The organism is Pseudomonas sp. UYIF39, from assembly GCF_029963765.1.
Lineage (GTDB): Bacteria > Pseudomonadota > Gammaproteobacteria > Pseudomonadales > Pseudomonadaceae > Aquipseudomonas.
On the sequence record NZ_JALBYU010000003.1, the window covers coordinates 220584 to 237323 of the forward strand.

At 57.3% G+C, this 16740-nt stretch carries 14 protein-coding genes; 2 read left to right on the forward strand and 12 right to left on the reverse strand.

From position 1 onward, the window contains the following. Window positions 1–63: 63 nt before the first annotated feature. Window positions 64–297 (forward strand): hypothetical protein, encoded by a 234-nt coding sequence (locus MO767_RS05870; RefSeq protein ID WP_129442298.1) that lies wholly within the window; start codon window positions 64–66, stop codon window positions 295–297. Between the two features lie 78 nt (window positions 298–375). On the opposite strand, the gene MO767_RS05875 is transcribed toward MO767_RS05870, so the two are convergent. The 12 genes from MO767_RS05875 to sdhC all read right to left on the reverse strand — a co-directional run bounded on the left by MO767_RS05875 (window position 376) and on the right by sdhC (window position 14842). Next, the gene (locus tag MO767_RS05875) at window positions 376–777 is read right to left on the reverse strand and encodes an MAPEG family protein (protein ID WP_282479763.1); all 402 of its coding nucleotides are present in this window, start codon (window positions 775–777) and stop codon (window positions 376–378) included. Next, window positions 777–1514 (reverse strand): DUF599 family protein, encoded by a 738-nt coding sequence (locus MO767_RS05880; RefSeq protein ID WP_008148609.1) that lies wholly within the window; start codon window positions 1512–1514, stop codon window positions 777–779. The genes MO767_RS05875 and MO767_RS05880 overlap by 1 nt, the downstream gene beginning before the upstream one ends. A gap of 158 nt (window positions 1515–1672) precedes the next feature. Next, on the reverse strand, window positions 1673–2986 hold the full coding sequence (gene brnQ, locus MO767_RS05885; protein ID WP_282479764.1) for a branched-chain amino acid transport system II carrier protein: 1314 nt from the start codon (window positions 2984–2986) through the stop codon (window positions 1673–1675). Between the two features lie 472 nt (window positions 2987–3458). Beyond that, window positions 3459–4340, reverse strand: a complete 882-nt coding sequence (gene sucD / locus MO767_RS05890) for a succinate--CoA ligase subunit alpha (RefSeq protein ID WP_008148605.1) — start codon at window positions 4338–4340, stop codon at window positions 3459–3461. Then, window positions 4340–5506 (reverse strand): ADP-forming succinate--CoA ligase subunit beta, encoded by a 1167-nt coding sequence (gene sucC / locus MO767_RS05895; RefSeq protein WP_008148602.1) that lies wholly within the window; start codon window positions 5504–5506, stop codon window positions 4340–4342. Before sucC ends, sucD begins: the two co-directional genes overlap by 1 nt. Before the next feature lie 200 nt (window positions 5507–5706). Then, window positions 5707–7143 (reverse strand): dihydrolipoyl dehydrogenase, encoded by a 1437-nt coding sequence (lpdA, locus tag MO767_RS05900; RefSeq protein ID WP_282479765.1) that lies wholly within the window; start codon window positions 7141–7143, stop codon window positions 5707–5709. 110 nt (window positions 7144–7253) lie between these two features. After that, entirely contained in the window at window positions 7254–8474 is a 1221-nt protein-coding gene (gene odhB, locus MO767_RS05905; RefSeq protein WP_010456848.1) for a 2-oxoglutarate dehydrogenase complex dihydrolipoyllysine-residue succinyltransferase, read from the reverse strand. A gap of 42 nt (window positions 8475–8516) precedes the next feature. Beyond that, window positions 8517–11348: a 2-oxoglutarate dehydrogenase E1 component gene (locus MO767_RS05910; protein WP_282479766.1), complete on the reverse strand. Its 2832-nt coding sequence runs from the start codon at window positions 11346–11348 to the stop codon at window positions 8517–8519. 262 nt (window positions 11349–11610) lie between these two features. Continuing rightward, window positions 11611–12315, reverse strand: a complete 705-nt coding sequence (locus MO767_RS05915; RefSeq protein ID WP_282479767.1) for a succinate dehydrogenase iron-sulfur subunit — start codon at window positions 12313–12315, stop codon at window positions 11611–11613. Between the two features lie 11 nt (window positions 12316–12326). Then, window positions 12327–14102 carry a succinate dehydrogenase flavoprotein subunit gene (gene sdhA, locus MO767_RS05920; protein WP_282479768.1) on the reverse strand — a complete coding sequence of 592 codons (1776 nt, stop codon included), beginning with the start codon at window positions 14100–14102 and terminating at the stop codon, window positions 12327–12329. Between the two features lie 3 nt (window positions 14103–14105). Continuing rightward, window positions 14106–14474 (reverse strand): succinate dehydrogenase, hydrophobic membrane anchor protein, encoded by a 369-nt coding sequence (sdhD, locus tag MO767_RS05925; RefSeq protein ID WP_046048043.1) that lies wholly within the window; start codon window positions 14472–14474, stop codon window positions 14106–14108. Continuing rightward, window positions 14468–14842, reverse strand: coding sequence for a succinate dehydrogenase, cytochrome b556 subunit (sdhC, locus tag MO767_RS05930; protein ID WP_046048044.1), 375 nt, complete (start codon window positions 14840–14842; stop codon window positions 14468–14470). The genes sdhD and sdhC overlap by 7 nt, the downstream gene beginning before the upstream one ends. Before the next feature lie 363 nt (window positions 14843–15205). On the opposite strand from sdhC, the gene gltA reads away from it, so the two are divergent. Beyond that, complete coding sequence (gene gltA / locus MO767_RS05935) at window positions 15206–16495, forward strand: citrate synthase (RefSeq protein ID WP_008148584.1); 1290 nt, start codon at window positions 15206–15208, stop codon at window positions 16493–16495. Window positions 16496–16740 lie beyond the last annotated feature (245 nt).

The following is a 16740-nucleotide window of genomic DNA, read 5'->3' on the forward strand; positions in this document are numbered from 1 at the left end:
CTTAACGCTATGGGCTGCGCTCGAAAGGTCAGTAGATATATTTTCCATAAGGAGAAACACCCCATGCGTAAGACTTTAGCTATTGCCTTGATGTTGACCGCTTCCCTCGGTCTCGCAGCCTGCGATAAAAAATCCGAGGACAAAGCTCAAGATGCTAACAAACATGCCGAGCAAGCTCAGCAAGATATGAGTAAAGCTCAGGATAAAGTGAACGACGCGGCGAAAGAAAACGCCGAAGCCGCAAAAGCTCAGGCTGAATCGAACGAAGCAGCCAAAAAAGAAGCACCTAAAAACTAAAACAGTTTTTAGCGTGATAAAGAAAACCCGCCAAGTGCGGGTTTTCTTTTGCCTGGTTTTTTGTTTGCGAAGCAGGCGCTACAGCAAAATAGTTCTAAAAGTCGGACTAATCATCAACAGCAACGAACACACTAGTCCAACGGACCATACCAGGCTCCGCTGCCAGGCCAGATCAACCCAATAGCACCGCAAATAAATGATTCGCGAAATCACGAAGATGATTGCCAGCAAGTCGATCAGCCACCCCGCTGTCTGCGTGGTGTGAGCCATCAACACCCCCACCGCGAACAGAATGAACGCCTCAAAACAGTTTTGATGAGCCGCCAACGCACGGGCACCAAAGCCAGTCAGTTGCGCCTGTTGCTGACGCGGCAGATGGTTGTCATAACCGCCCTGGTCATTCATTGCCTTGGCCACAGGAATTTTTGCCAAAAAAATCAGCAGGGCACTGATAAACACACACCAGAACGGAATACTCATCAAACAGCCTCTTTAATCGCCTCAGGCAATGGCGCCTCTGTAGGTGTATAGACCATCACGTCGAGAACGTCGGAATGAAATTCCCGGCGATACAACACCAGCACCACCCCGGCACTCATCAACATGAACAACCACGGGCTGACGAACCAGGCCAGCATGGTCATGCCGAAGTAGTAGGAGCGCAGTCCGAAGTTGAACTGGTTGGCGGCCATGGAAATGACGCGGGCCGCCCGGGCAGCAAAGGCTTTGCGCTCTTGTTCGGAAACGTGACGCTCACCGACCATAGGCGCCGAGCCCACCAGAATGGCCGCAAAGTTGTACTGGCGCATGCACCAGCTGAACGTAAAGAACGCATAGACAAAGACCAGCGCCAGGCACAGCAACTTGATCTCGGACATCCCTTGAGAGGCCTGCTGCACCATCGGGATATCCGCCAATAACGACACTGCCCGTTCGGAGGCTCCGAGCACCGTGAGAATGCCGGCCAGGATAATCAGTGTGCTGGAGGCAAAGAACGAGGCGTTGCGCTCCAGGTTACCGATCACGCTGGCGTCAGCGATGCGGTTGTCGCGCAACAGCATGCGGCGCATCCAGTCTTCGCGATAAAGGTGCAGCACGCTGGCCAGGCACGCAGTGTCGCGGCCCTTCCACGTCGCATAACGGGTATAGCCGCCCCAGCAAATGGCGAACCAGAGCGCGGCGAGGATGTGGATCATGTTGGCGTGGATGAACGACATGCAGGTCCTTGTGATGTGTTTGGCAAAGCAAGTAGTGCTTCGACGTTAGCTCAAGGAAAAAGACACTGCACCCTCTCCAAAAAAAATGCCCCGTATCGATTGATACGGGGCATTTCCATGTGTGCTCACGACCCGCTTGTGGCGGGCTATGAAGCGGCTTAAGCCAGTACTTCTTCGCGCTTGCCCAGCAGGCGATCGCAAACCACCGCGACGACCAGGGTCATGACCGACGGCACCAGCCAGGCCAGGCCTTGCTCACTCAGCGGCAGGTGGGATAACTGAGTCGGCATCCAGTCTGCCAGACCCGCGCCCTTGAGGGCGTCGATCAAACCGAAGATGAACGACACCAGCATCACCGGACCGACGATTCGACCCTGCTCATGCCAGAAGTCCTTGCAGAAGCTCAGGGCGACCAGGGCAATGCACGGCGGGTAGATCGCGGTCAGCACCGGGATCGAGAACGCAATCAGCTTGGTGAGGCCCAGGTTGGACACCAGCAGGGAGAATGCGGCCAGGATGATGACCAATGTCTTGTAGGAAAGCGGCAACACACGGCTGAAGTATTCGGCGCAGGCGCAGGTCAGACCCACCGCCGTCACCAGACAGGCCAGGGAAATCAGCACCGCCAGAAAACCGCTGCCCAGAGAGCCGAAGGTGTGTTGCACGTAAGCGTGCAACACCGCCGCGCCGTTGGTGGCACCCGCGGCCACTTCATGGCTGCCCGAACCGAGACGGAACAGGCTGACGTAAACCAGCGCCAGACCTACGCCGGCAATCAGCCCGGCGATGATCGCGTAACGGGTAATCAACACCGGCGACTCGACGCCACGGGAGCGGATTGCGTTGACGATGACAATACCGAACACCAGCGCGCCCAGGGTATCCATGGTCAGGTAACCATTGATGAAGCCTTGGGAGAACGGTGCCGCTACGTATTCCGGGGTGGCCACGCCGACATCACCGGCCGGTAATGCAAACGCTGCGATGCCGAGCGCGGCCAGGGCGATGATCTTCAGCGGTGCGAGGAAACGTCCTACGGTATCCAGCAGCCGGCCCGGATAGAGCGAGATGAAGAACACCAGCAGGAAGTACACCGAGCTATAGAGAAACAGTGCCAGCGGGCTCTCGCCGGTCAGCGGCGCCAAGCCGACTTCGAATGACACGGTAGCGGTGCGCGGTGTCGCGAACAGCGGGCCGACAGCGAGGTAGCACGCGGCCGCCAGCAGGCCACCGGCGACTTTACCAATCGGGCTGCTCAACGCATCCATGGCGCCACCGACCTTGGCCAGGGCGACAACGGTGATCACCGGCAGACCGACCGCGGTGATCAGAAAGCCCAGCGCCGCCATCCAGACGTTTGGACCGGACTGCAGACCGACGATAGGCGGGAAGATGATGTTGCCAGCCCCGACAAACAGGGCAAACGTCATAAAACCAAGTGCCAGGATGTCCTGGCCTTTCAACACTTTCATTAAGGAAATACCACACTACTGAATCGGAATTTAGAGAGGGATTTCCCTGAGGGGTGAGGGAAATGCTGTCGGTCCGTATAGGACTGACCCGTTTAGCGCGTAGCAACCTTGTGGGCCGCGGACGCAAAAATGGCTGCTAGCCTAACGAATTTGCCCAACAAACGCACTGTTAGGGTGCGAAGTATCCGATACACGACATTTCTGTGTCGCGTTTACATATCTAACTTACTTACACAGAACCCCGTGTGGCGGGGGATTTATCGGAACGCCGCAAGCCCCGTTGGGTCGCGAAGCGATCCTAAAACCTGCATCCGAGGTGTATCAGATGCACCGCATGCGATGGTTTTACGACTGCTGCGCAGTCGAACGGGGATAAATCCCCTCGCCACAAAATCCCAGTACAAACCCCAGAAATGACAAAGGCCACCCGAAGGTGGCCTTTGTTTGGTGAAGCGTCAGTTAAGCGCGAGGCTTACTTGATCGCCCAACCGGTCAGCTCGGACAAAGCCTTGCCGATGTCTGCCAGCGAACGCACGGTTTTAACGCCTGCGTCTTCCAGGGCAGCAAACTTCTCGTCTGCAGTGCCTTTGCCGCCAGAGATGATTGCGCCAGCATGGCCCATGCGCTTGCCCGCAGGGGCAGTCACACCAGCGATGTAGGAAACAACCGGCTTGGTCACGTGTGCCTTGATGTAGGCAGCCGCTTCTTCTTCAGCCGAACCGCCGATCTCACCGATCATCACGATCGCTTCGGTCTTCGGGTCTTCCTGGAACAGCTTCAGGATGTCGATGAAGTTCGAGCCTGGGATCGGGTCACCGCCGATGCCGACGCAAGTCGACTGACCGAAACCGGCGTCAGTAGTCTGCTTAACAGCTTCGTAGGTCAGGGTGCCGGAACGGGAAACGATACCGACCTTGCCTGGCAAGTGAATGTGACCTGGCATGATGCCGATCTTGCATTCGCCTGGAGTGATCACGCCTGGGCAGTTAGGACCGATCAGGACTACGCCCAGCTCGTCGCACTTGACCTTGGCATCCAGCATGTCCAGGGTAGGAATGCCTTCAGTGATGCAAACGATCAGCTTGATGCCGCCGAAGGCTGCTTCCAGGATGGAGTCTTTGCAGAAAGGAGCTGGAACGTAGATCACGCTGGCGGTGGCGCCAGTGGCTGCTACAGCATCTTTCACGGTGTTGAACACTGGCAGACCCAGATGCTCGGTGCCGCCTTTACCAGGAGTCACGCCGCCAACCATCTTGGTGCCGTACTCGATGGCTTGCTGGGTGTGGAAACTACCTTGCGAACCGGTAATACCCTGGCAGATAACTTTGGTGTCTTTATTGATCAGGACGCTCATTATTTGCCCTCCGCAGCTTTGACAACTTGTTGAGCAGCGTCGGTCAGGCTGGTAGCAGCGATGATGTTCAAACCGCTTTCTGCCAGTACTTTAGCGCCCAGCTCAGCGTTGTTGCCTTCAAGGCGAACAACAACCGGGATTTTCACGCCGACTTCTTTCACAGCGCCGATGATGCCTTCGGCAATCATGTCGCAACGAACGATGCCGCCGAAGATGTTGACCAATACTGCAGCGACGTTAGTGTCGGACAGGATGATCTTGAACGCTTCGGTAACGCGTTCTTTGGTAGCACCGCCGCCCACGTCGAGGAAGTTGGCTGGTTTGCCGCCATGCAGGTTGACGATGTCCATGGTACCCATGGCCAGGCCAGCACCGTTGACCATGCAACCGATGTTACCTTCCAGCGCTACGTAGTTCAGTTCGAACTTGGCAGCGTGCGCTTCGCGCGGATCGTCTTGCGACGGATCGTGGAAAGTCTTCAGCTTAGGCTGACGGTACATGGCGTTGGCGTCGATGTTGATCTTGGCGTCGAGGCAATGCAGATCGCCGTCAGCCTTGATCACCAGCGGGTTCACTTCCAGCAGAGCCAGGTCGTGATCCTTGAACAGCTTGGCCAGACCTACGAAGATCTTGGCGAACTGAGCAACTTGCTTGCCTTCCAGACCCAACTGGAATGCCAGCTCGCGACCCTGGAATGGCTGAGCGCCAACCAGTGGATCGATAGTGGCCTTGAGGATTTTCTCAGGGGTGTCGTGAGCGATTTTCTCGATGTCCACACCACCTTCGGTGGAAGCCATGAACACGATGCGACGGCTCGAACGGTCAACGACAGCGCCCAGGTACAGCTCTTTAGCGATATCAGTGCACGATTCAACCAGGATCTTGGTGACTGGCTGACCATTGGCATCAGTCTGGTAAGTGACCAGACGCTTGCCCAACCACTGTTGAGCAAATGCTTTGGCATCTTCTTTGCTGCGAACCAGCTTAACGCCGCCCGCTTTACCGCGACCACCTGCGTGAACCTGGGCTTTGACAACCCATTCGGTCCCGCCGATTTTGTCGCACGCTTCTGCTGCTGCTTCCGGGGTGTCTACGGCGAAACCCTGGGATACTGGCAGGCCGTATTCAGCGAACAGCTGCTTACCCTGATACTCGTGAAGATTCATGCTTATTACCGTCTTCGTTAGGTACTGCGCATTCGGTGCTGCACTTGTTCAAGTGCCGCACCACCTGTGACTGCTGCTTGCGTAGGTGTTCCGGATAACCGGTGAGACTACGCAAGGCTGCGTCCGGCGGACATTCCGCGGTGAGTCTTGCACGCAAGGCTCACGACGGGCCTTCCGCCGTGGTTTCTTATTGTCTTGTCTTAACGCTTCTTGCGGTTGGCAATGTGGATGGCGCCGCCATTCACAGCCAGAGCTGCTTCGTGCAAGGCTTCGGACAGGGTCGGATGGGAGAAAACCATCATGCCCAGGTCTTCCGCGCTGGTGCCAAACTCCATACCGATCGCGCCCTGCTGAACCAGTTCTGCAGCGCTCGGGCCAATCACGTGGACGCCCAATACTCGGTCAGTCTTGGCATCAGCGATGACTTTCACGAAACCGCCGGTGTCGTTGGCTGCCATGGCACGGCCACTGGCTGCGAACGGGAAGGTGCCAACGTTAACTTCAACGCCTTCAGCCTTCAAGGCCTGCTCGGTTTTGCCGACCCACGCGATTTCCGGGTGAGTATAAATAACCGAAGGGATCAAATCATAGTTCATCTGGGCTTTATGGCCCTTGATGCGCTCGACGACCATGATGCCCTCTTCCGAGGCCTTGTGTGCCAGCATCATGCCGCGAACCACGTCGCCTATGGCGTAGACGCCCGGTACGGTGGTGGCGCAGTGATCGTCAACGTGCACGAAACCGCGCTCGTCCAGGGTCACGCCGCAATCAGCGGACAGCAGATCAGTGGTCACCGGACGGCGACCAACGGCTACGATCAGCTTGTCGAAAGTGATGTTCTGTTCGCCGTTGGCATCGGTGTAGTTCACGACGACTTCGTTGCCGTTCACTTTGGAACCGGTCACACGAGCGCCCAGCTTGATGTCCAGACCCTGTTTGGTCAGGGTTTTCAGCGCTTCCTTGGAAACGGCAGCGTCAGCGGCCATCAGGAAGGTGTCCAGTGCTTCAAGAACGGTCACTTCTGCACCCAGACGGGACCAGACCGAACCCAGTTCCAGACCGATAACGCCAGCGCCGATCACGCCCAGACGCTTAGGTACGGATTGGAATTCCAGTGCGCCAGTCGAATCGACGATCACATTCTGGTCAACCGGAGCGGGAGGAATGTCGATCGGACGCGAACCTGGAGCCAGAATCACGTTCTCGGCTTCGATGATTTCTACCGAACCGTCAGGCTTGGTGACTTCGACTTTCTTGCCAGCCAGCAGTTTGCCGTGGCCCTGGATCGAGGTCACGCCGTTAGCCTTGAACAGGGTGGCAACACCCGAAGTCAGGCCTTTGACGATGTTGGCTTTACGGCCGACCATTGCTGGTACGTCCATGGTCACGCCAGCGTGGTTGATACCGTGGATCGCGAAGCCGTCCTGGGCTTCGTGGAACTTCCAGGAGCTGTCCAGCAGCGCCTTGGATGGAATGCAGCCGACGTTCAGGCAAGTACCGCCGAGGGCCAGTTTGCCTTCCTTGTCGGTGTATTTCTCGATGCAGGCAGTGGTGAGGCCCAGTTGCGCTGCTTTAATGGCAGCCACGTAGCCGCCAGGGCCCGCGCCAATCACTACCACGTCGAATTTCTGAGTCATGTGTCATTCCTTCTCGAATCAAACCGGACGGCCCCTTTTGGGGACCGTCGTGGGACGAAGCTGGTCATTACAGGAGGGCCGCCCATCACTGGACGGCCCGTGCAACGAAATCAGATATCCAGCAGCAAACGAGCCGGGTCTTCCAGCAGGTTCTTGATGGTAACCAGGAAGGTCACAGCTTCTTTGCCATCGATCAGACGGTGATCGTAGGACAGAGCCAGGTACATCATCGGACGGATAACAACCTGACCGTTGATCGCCATAGGACGCTGCAGAATGTTGTGCATGCCCAGGATGGCCGCTTGCGGCGGGTTGACGATCGGCGTCGACATCATCGAACCGAAAGTACCACCATTGGTGATGGTGAACGTACCACCCGTCATTTCGTCCATCGACAGTTTGCCGTCACGAGCCTTCTTGCCGAAGGTGGCGATGCCGCCTTCGATTTCAGCCAGGCTCATCAGTTCGGCGTTACGCAGAACCGGAACAACCAGGCCGCGGTCGCTGGAAACAGCAACACCGACGTCAGCGTAGCCGTGATAAACGATGTCAGCACCGTCGATCGACGCGTTGACAGCCGGGAAGCGTTTCAGCGCTTCGGTGGCAGCCTTGACGAAGAACGACATGAAGCCCAGGCGCACGCCGTTGTGGGACTTCTCGAACAGGTCCTTGTACTTCGAACGCAGGGCCATGACTTCGGTCATGTCGACTTCGTTGAAAGTGGTCAGCATCGCCATGTTCGATTGAGCTTCAACCAGACGCTTGGCGACGGTGGCCCGCACGCGAGTCATCGGTACGCGCTTCTCGATGCGATCGCCGGCAGCGAAAACCGGAGCAGCAGCGGCAGGAGCAGCAGCCTTGGCAGGCGCGGCAGCCGGAGCGGCTTTCTTGGCAGCTACAGCGGCAACAACGTCTTCCTTGGTCACACGACCGCCTTTGCCAGTGCCGGCAACGGAAGCGATGTTGATACCGTTTTCTTCAGCCAGCTTGCGAGCAGCCGGTGCAGCAACAGGATCATCTTCGCCTTCAGCGGCTGGAGCAGCAGCTTGTGCAGCGGCCGGAGCGGCGGCGGCAGCTGGAGCGGCAGCAGCGCCGCCCGCTTCGATGGAGCCCAGGACTTCGTCGGACAGAACGGTGTCGCCTTCGTTCTTGACGATAGCGCCCAGCACGCCATCAGCGGTGGCCAACACTTCCAATACGACTTTGTCAGTTTCGATGTCGACGATCAGGTCGTCGCGCTTGACGGCGTCGCCCGGCTTTTTGTGCCAGGTGGCAACGGTGCCATCGGCAACCGATTCCGGGAAAGTGGGGGCTTTGATTTCGATAGCCATTATCTGTGGGTCCTTAAATTCGGTTTCAGGTGCGCGAAGGCGTTAAACAGTAAAGGCGTCTTGCAGCAGTTTTTCCTGCTGCTCAGCGTGCATCGATGCATAACCACAAGCAGGTGCAGCAGAAGCATCACGACCGGCGTACTCGAGGAAGAGTGCTTTGTTGTGATTGCCAACGATGCGGCGCATGTGGTGTTGGCTGCAGTACCAGGCACCCTGGTTCATCGGCTCTTCCTGACACCAAACGATATGTTTGAGGTTGGTGTACGGAGCCAGGACTTCGTTCAAGTCGTCCTCAGGGAATGGGTACAGCTGCTCGATACGCACGACGGCGATGTCGTCACGACCTTCGGCACGGCGTTTTTCCAGCAGGTCGTAGTAGACCTTGCCGCTACACAGAACAATGCGCTCGACCTTTTTTGGGTCTTGAACATCGATTTCCGGGATAACGGTCTGGAACGAACCTTCGGCCAGATCTTCCAGGGTCGAGATGGCCAGTTTGTGACGCAACAGCGACTTCGGAGTCAGAACGATCAATGGCTTGCGCAGCGGGCGAATCACCTGACGACGCAGCAAGTGGTAGATCTGGGCCGGCGTAGTCGGTACGGCTACCTGAATGTTGTGCTCGGCGCACAGCTGCAGGTAACGCTCCAGACGAGCCGAAGAGTGCTCCGGACCCTGACCTTCATAACCGTGCGGCAGCAGCATGGTCAGACCGCAAAGACGGCCCCACTTGTGCTCGCCACTGGTGATGAACTGGTCGATAACCACTTGGGCACCGTTGGCGAAGTCGCCGAACTGGGCTTCCCAGATCACCAGCGCCTCAGGCGTGGTGGTCGAGTAACCGTATTCGAACGCCAGCACGGCTTCTTCGGACAGGAACGAATCGTACAGGTCGAAACGTGGCTGGCCCTTGTACAGGTTTTGCAGCGGGACGTAGGTACCCGCGTCTTTCTGGTTGTGCAAGACAGCGTGACGGTGCGAGAACGTACCGCGACCGATGTCCTGACCCGTCATGCGAATCGGGTGACCTTCGAACGCCAGGGTCGCGTACGCCATGGTTTCGGCGTAACCCCAGTTGATCGGCAGGCCGCCGGCTTGCATCTTCTGACGGTCTTCGTAGATTTTCGAGACCTGGCGCTGAACCACGAAGCCTTCCGGAATTTCCAGCAGCTTGGCAGACAGTTCCTGCAAGGTTTTCAGATCGAAGCGAGTGTCGTGACGCGCGGTCCAGGCGTGGCCCAGATACGGACGCCAGTCCACGAACAACTCTTTGTTCGGCTCTTTAACCAGGCTTTTTACAACATGCAGACCGTTGTCCAGCGCATTGCGGTATTCGTCGACTTTCGCCTGAACACGCTCTGCGTCCAACACACCACCCTGAGTCAGACGATCGGCATACAGCTCACGAGTAGTGCGCTGTTTGGTGATCTGCTGATACATGATTGGCTGGGTGCCGCTTGGCTCGTCGGCCTCGTTGTGGCCACGACGACGGTAGCAGACCAGGTCGATCACCACGTCACGCTTGAACTGCATGCGGTAGTCGATGGCCAGCTGGGTCACGAACAACACGGCTTCCGGATCATCACCATTCACATGGAGGATCGGCGCCTGGATCATCTTCGCAACGTCGGTCGCGTACTCGGTGGAACGCGAGTCCAGCGGGTTGCTGATGGTGAAACCGACCTGGTTGTTGATCACGATGTGCACGGTGCCGCCGGTCTTGAAACCGCGGGTCTGCGACATCTGGAAGGTTTCCATGACCACGCCTTGACCGGCGAATGCCGCGTCACCGTGGATGGAAATCGGCAGAACCTTCTCACCGGTAGGGTCGTTACGACGATCCTGACGGGCGCGAACCGAACCCTCGACCACTGGAGATACGATTTCGAGGTGGGACGGGTTGAACGCCATCGCCAGGTGAACTTCACCGCCAGTCGTCATCACGTTGGACGAGAAGCCCTGGTGGTACTTAACGTCACCGGAACCCAGCTCGACCTTCTTCTTGCCTTCAAACTCGTCGAACAGCTCGCGCGGGTTCTTGCCGAAGGTGTTGACCAGTACGTTCAGACGACCACGGTGGGCCATGCCGATAACGATTTCCTTGGTGCCGTAGGAACCGGAACGCTGGATCAGCTCATCGAGCATCGGAATCAGGCTCTCGCCGCCTTCCAGACCGAAACGCTTGGTACCCGGGTATTTGGTTCCCAGGTATTTTTCCAGACCTTCACCGGCGGTGACGCGCTCGAGCAGGTGGCTCTTGATGTCGGCGGAGTACGTCGGACGGCCGCGCACGCTTTCCAGACGCTGCTGGAACCACTGGCGCTGCTCGGAATCGGTGATATGCGTAAATTCAGCGCCGATGGTGCGGCAATATGTCTGCTGCAACGCTTCGTGAATTTCGCGTAGGCTCGCTTCCTCTTTGCCGATGAACAGGTCGCCGGCACGGAAGGTCGTATCAAGATCGGCATTGGTCAAGCCGTAATGATTGATCGACAGGTCTGCAGGTGCAGGACGCTGCCACAGCCCCAGCGGGTCAAGCTGGGCTGCCTGGTGGCCACGCATACGGTAGGCCTGGATCAATCGCAGCACTTCAACTTGCTTCTTCTCGTGCTCACTGCTCACGCTGCCGGCGGAAACCGGTTGGACGCGGCGCTGGTTCTTTGCCAGCAAGACGAAATGATCGCGAATTGTGGAGTGCGAAACATCGGTGGCAGTGTTGCCGTCGGCTGGCAACTTCTGGAAGTAGGTGCGCCACTCTTCTGGCACAGCGTTAGGGTCGTGCAGGTAGAGCTCATAGAGCTCTTCCACATAGGCAGCGTTACTACCGGATAGGTAGGCGCTGTTCCACATGCGCTGCATCACGCTTTCTTGCATGCTTGGTCACCCTCGGTTAGGGGAACACCACCGGCGTCGACACCGAGCACACTTGCAGAAGTCCGAATGCAGCGACTAAAACAAGCCACTTAGGATCACGCTGATAGTCCGGGTACCAGCCCGGATGCCCCTGCTTGTCTCATTTCTTCAAAATAAGAGCCGCAGCCTTATAAGCTGCTGCTCAGGTTAAGACTACGGCGCCGGTTGAAGCCTGCGCCGTAGCATCTACGGGTACAGCGATCCTACGGGTACAGCAGCTGAATCACACGCCGCTTTGCAGCAGCATGTTACGTACGTGACCGATGGCCTTAGTCGGGTTCAGGCCTTTCGGGCAGACGTTGACGCAGTTCATGATCCCGCGGCAGCGGAATACGCTGAACGGGTCATCCAGCGAAGCCAGACGCTCGGCAGTCTTGGTGTCGCGGCTGTCTGCCAGGAAGCGATACGCTTGCAGCAGAGCAGCTGGACCCAGGAACTTGTCCGGGTTCCACCAGAAGGACGGGCAAGAGGTCGAGCAGCAAGCGCACAGGATGCACTCGTACAGACCGTCGAGTTTTTCACGCTCTTCAGGGGACTGCAGACGTTCGATGGCCGGAGCCGGCGTGTCGTTCTGCAGGTATGGCTTAACCTTTTCGTATTGCTTGTAGAAGATGCTCATATCGACGACCAAGTCACGGATAACCGGCAAACCTGGCAGAGGACGAACGATCAGCTTGTTGCCTTTTACGACAGCGGACAGCGGCGTGACGCACGCCAGACCGTTTTTGCCGTTGATGTTCATGCCGTCGGAACCGCAAACACCTTCACGGCAAGAGCGACGATAGGAGAAACCTTCGTCCTGCTCTTTGATCAGGGCCAGCACGTCCAGCACCATCAGGTCTTTACCGTTGGTATTGACCTGGAATTCTTGCATGAACGGCGCAGCGTCCTGATCAGGGTTGTAGCGATAAACACTGACTTTCAACATGGCGGCCACCCTTAATAAGTCCGAATCATTGGTTCAAAGGTCGGGACTGTTTTTGGCGAAAAGTTCACGGCACGCTTGGCGACGCGCTTCTCACCCGGGAAATACAGGGTGTGACACAGCCAGTTAACGTCATCGCGCTCTTCGAAGTCTTCACGGGCGTGAGCACCGCGGGACTCTTTACGGATCTCTGCGGCGATGGCGGTAGCTTCGGCCACTTCCAGCAGGTTCTGCAGTTCCAGCGCTTCGATACGGGCAGTGTTGAACGCCTGGCTCTTGTCGTTGATCTTGACGTTGGCGATACGGCTACGCAGATCAGCCAACTGAGCAATACCCTTCTGCATGTATTCGCCGGTACGGAATACACCGAAGTAGTTCTGCATGCAGCTTTGCAGTTCTTTACGCAGGGTAGCGACGTCTTCGCCTTCGGTACGCGAGTTCAGGCCATCGAGACGTGCCAGGGCAGCGTCGATGTCGGACTGGCGTGGGCGAGCGTAGTCGACGCCTTCTTTCAGGGTCTGTTCCAGGAACAGGCCGGCAGCACGACCGAAGACCACCAGGTCGAGCAGCGAGTTGCCGCCCAGACGGTTGGCACCGTGAACCGATACGCAAGCCACTTCGCCTACAGCGAACAGGCCCGGGATGATCTGGTCAACGCCTTCAGCGTCCTGAGTGATCGCCTGACCATGAATGTTGGTCGGCACGCCGCCCATCATATAGTGGCAGGTTGGAACGACCGGGATCGGCGACACGGCTGGATCGACGTGAGCGAAGGTCTTCGACAGTTCCATGATGCCTGGCAGACGGCTGTGCAGAACTTCTTCACCGAGGTGATCGAGTTTCAGCATTACGTGGTCGCCATCCGGGCCGCAACCGTTGCCGGCGATGATTTCTTTAACCATCGAGCGAGCAACAACGTCACGACCAGCCAGGTCTTTGGCGTTCGGAGCATAACGCTCCATGAAACGCTCGCCGTGCTTGTTGATCAGGTAACCGCCTTCACCGCGGCAGCCTTCAGTAACCAGTACACCGGCGCCGGCGATGCCGGTCGGGTGGAACTGCCACATTTCGATGTCTTGTACCGGCACGCCAGCACGCAGGGCCATGCCGACGCCGTCACCGGTGTTGATCAGGGCATTGGTGGTGGACGAGTAGATACGGCCTGCACCGCCGGTCGCCAATACGGTCGCGTTCGCGCGGACGTAGGAGGTTTCGCCGGTTTCGATGCAGATGACGATCATGCCGACAAAGGCACCATCTTCGTTCTTCACCAGGTCGACACCGTAGTATTCGTTGAGGAATACAGTGCCGGCCTTCAGGTTGGCCTGGTACAGGGTGTGCAGCAGTGCGTGACCGGTACGGTCGGCAGCGGCGCAAGTACGTGCAGCCTGCCCACCTTTACCGAAGTCTTTCGACTGACCGCCGAACGGACGCTGATAGATGCGACCTTGTTCGGTACGGGAGAACGGCAAGCCCATGTGCTCGAGTTCGAAGACCGCTTCCGGACCTACGGAACACATGTATTCGATAGCGTCCTGATCACCGATATAGTCGGAACCCTTGACGGTATCGTACATGTGCCAGCGCCAGTCATCGTTCGGATCTGCCGAAGCGATGGCGCAGGTGATGCCACCCTGGGCGGATACAGTGTGCGAACGAGTCGGGAAAACCTTGGTAACTACGGCAGTCTTGTGACCACCCTGTGCCAGCTGCAGAGCAGCGCGCATGCCGGCACCGCCGCCACCAATGATGATGGCGTCGAACGAAAGCGTATTAACTGTAGTAGACATGAATCAGATACCCCAAAGAATCTGCACACCCCAGACGAAGTACGCGAACATCGCGACGCCGCATACCGCCTGGAAGAGGAAACGTATTGCAGTCGCGGACTTGCCCAGCGCCATCGGCGTCAGGTAGTCGGTCGCGATGGTCCACATGCCAACCCAGGCGTGAGCGCCCAGGGCCACCAGGGCCAGCAGACTGAAAATACGCATCCCGTTGCTTGCAAACAGCTCGTGCCATTGGGCGTAGCCAATGCCAGGGTGCGCTGCGAGGTATCCGATCAGGAAAATGAAATAAGCCGCGAGAACAACCGCAGACACACGCTGCGCCATCCAGTCATAGAGACCGGAACGCGACAGGTTCGTTACGCTGGTTACCATATCCAAACTCCCGCCAGAACGATCAACACCGCAGACACGGCGATAATGATTTTCGAGCCCAGCTTGCCGCCTTCCAGCGTCTCACCGATGCCCATGTCCATGATCAGATGGCGCACGCCGGCTACCATGTGATAAAGCAAGGCGGAGAGGAGGCCCCATGCTACGAACTTGGCCAGCGGACTGGTCAAGCATGCCTTCACCTCGACAAAACCTTCCTCGGAACCCAGAGACTTGCCCAATGCATACAGCATGAAGCCAAGGCCTAGGAAGAGGATGATGCCGGAAACACGGTGAAGAAACGACGTAACGCCGGTGATGGGGAGTTTGATGGTCCTTAGGTCTAGGTTTACAGGTCGTTGGCTTTTCACGGCTTTTTTTTCACACTGAAGAGCCCCTAACAATCAGGGCAAAGTTGTTGGGGAGTGCACTGGTCAGGTAACCACTACCCAGGGATGCGACCCCCAACAAAGCAGGCCAAAAAGCCCCTGGCGGTCGGTGGCCGAGTATAGACAGTTAGGCTACTAATGACAACGCAATCGCCTTCCCCTAATAGCTCATTGCACAAGTCGTATAAAAGGCGTAAATGGCAGTCAATTTCGAGGAAAAAGTCCGGTTAAAGCCTTCTGGAGCAAGACTTTAGGCAAATTGACATTCGAATTTATCTCACTATAGTGGTGCGGGCCCTGCGTGGGGGGTCTGTCTGATGATTTCAAGCATAAATAGGAGGCCACATGGCTGACAAAAAAGCGCAGTTGATCATCGAGGGCGCAGCCCCCGTCGAGCTGCCCATTTTAACCGGCACCGTTGGTCCCGATGTTATCGATGTTCGGGGCCTGACGGCCACGGGCCGTTTCACCTTTGACCCTGGTTTCATGTCGACAGCTTCCTGCGAGTCGAAGATCACCTATATCGACGGCGACAACGGCATTCTGCTGCACCGCGGCTACCCGATCGAACAGCTGGCTGAAAAGTCGGACTACCTGGAAACCTGCTATCTGCTGCTCAACGGCGAATTGCCGACCGCAGAACAGAAGGCCCAGTTCGTCAGCACCGTGAAGAACCACACCATGGTTCACGAGCAGTTGAAGACTTTCTTCAACGGCTTCCGTCGCGACGCCCACCCGATGGCCGTCATGTGCGGTGTAGTTGGCGCCCTCTCGGCCTTCTACCACGACTCCCTCGACATCAATAACCCGCAGCATCGCGAAATTTCCGCGATCCGTCTGGTTGCCAAGATGCCGACCCTGGCAGCAATGGTTTACAAGTACTCCATGGGCCAACCCATGATGTACCCGCGCAACGACCTGACGTACGCGGAAAACTTTCTGCACATGATGTTCAACACCCCGTGCGAGATCAAACCGATCAGCCCGGTACTCGCCAACGCCATGGACAAGATCTTTATCCTCCATGCCGACCACGAGCAGAACGCATCGACTTCCACCGTACGCCTGGCTGGCTCTTCGGGTGCCAACCCGTTCGCCTGTATCGCCGCCGGCATCGCTGCACTGTGGGGCCCTGCCCACGGCGGCGCGAACGAAGCTGTCCTGACCATGCTCGATGAAATTGGCGATGTGTCGAACATCGACAAGTACATCGCCAAGGCCAAGGACAAGAACGATCCGTTCAAACTGATGGGCTTCGGTCACCGGGTTTACAAAAACCGCGACCCACGCGCAACAGTCATGAAACAGACCTGCGACGAAGTGCTGAAAGAACTGGGCATCACCAACGATCCGCAACTCGAACTGGCCATGCGCCTGGAAGAGATCGCCCTGACCGACCCGTACTTCATCGAACGCTCGCTGTACCCGAACGTCGACTTCTACTCGGGGATCATCCTCAAGGCCATCGGCATTCCAACCAGCATGTTCACCGTGATCTTCGCTTTGGCGCGGACTGTCGGCTGGATCTCCCACTGGAAAGAAATGCTCTCCAGCCCGTACAAGATTGGCCGTCCGCGCCAGCTGTACACCGGCTACGAGTCGCGTGACATCACCAAGCTGGAAGACCGCAAATAAGACCTGTCTTGCGATAACGTATTGGGTTGCACCGGGAACGGCCTCTATTTATATAGAGGCCGTTTTTGTTTGTGCGATGAACCTGACCGTTCCCACGCTCTGCGTTGGAACGATCAGTGAGCGGCGGGCTGTTGATCCTGCTTTTGATCTTTCGCCCCTTCGGCAGGCCGAGTGGAGGTGTTCATCAGGGGGTTAGGCGCGTAGCGCCGTGCGGCGAAGCCGCACACATCAAGAGGAGGTCGTCG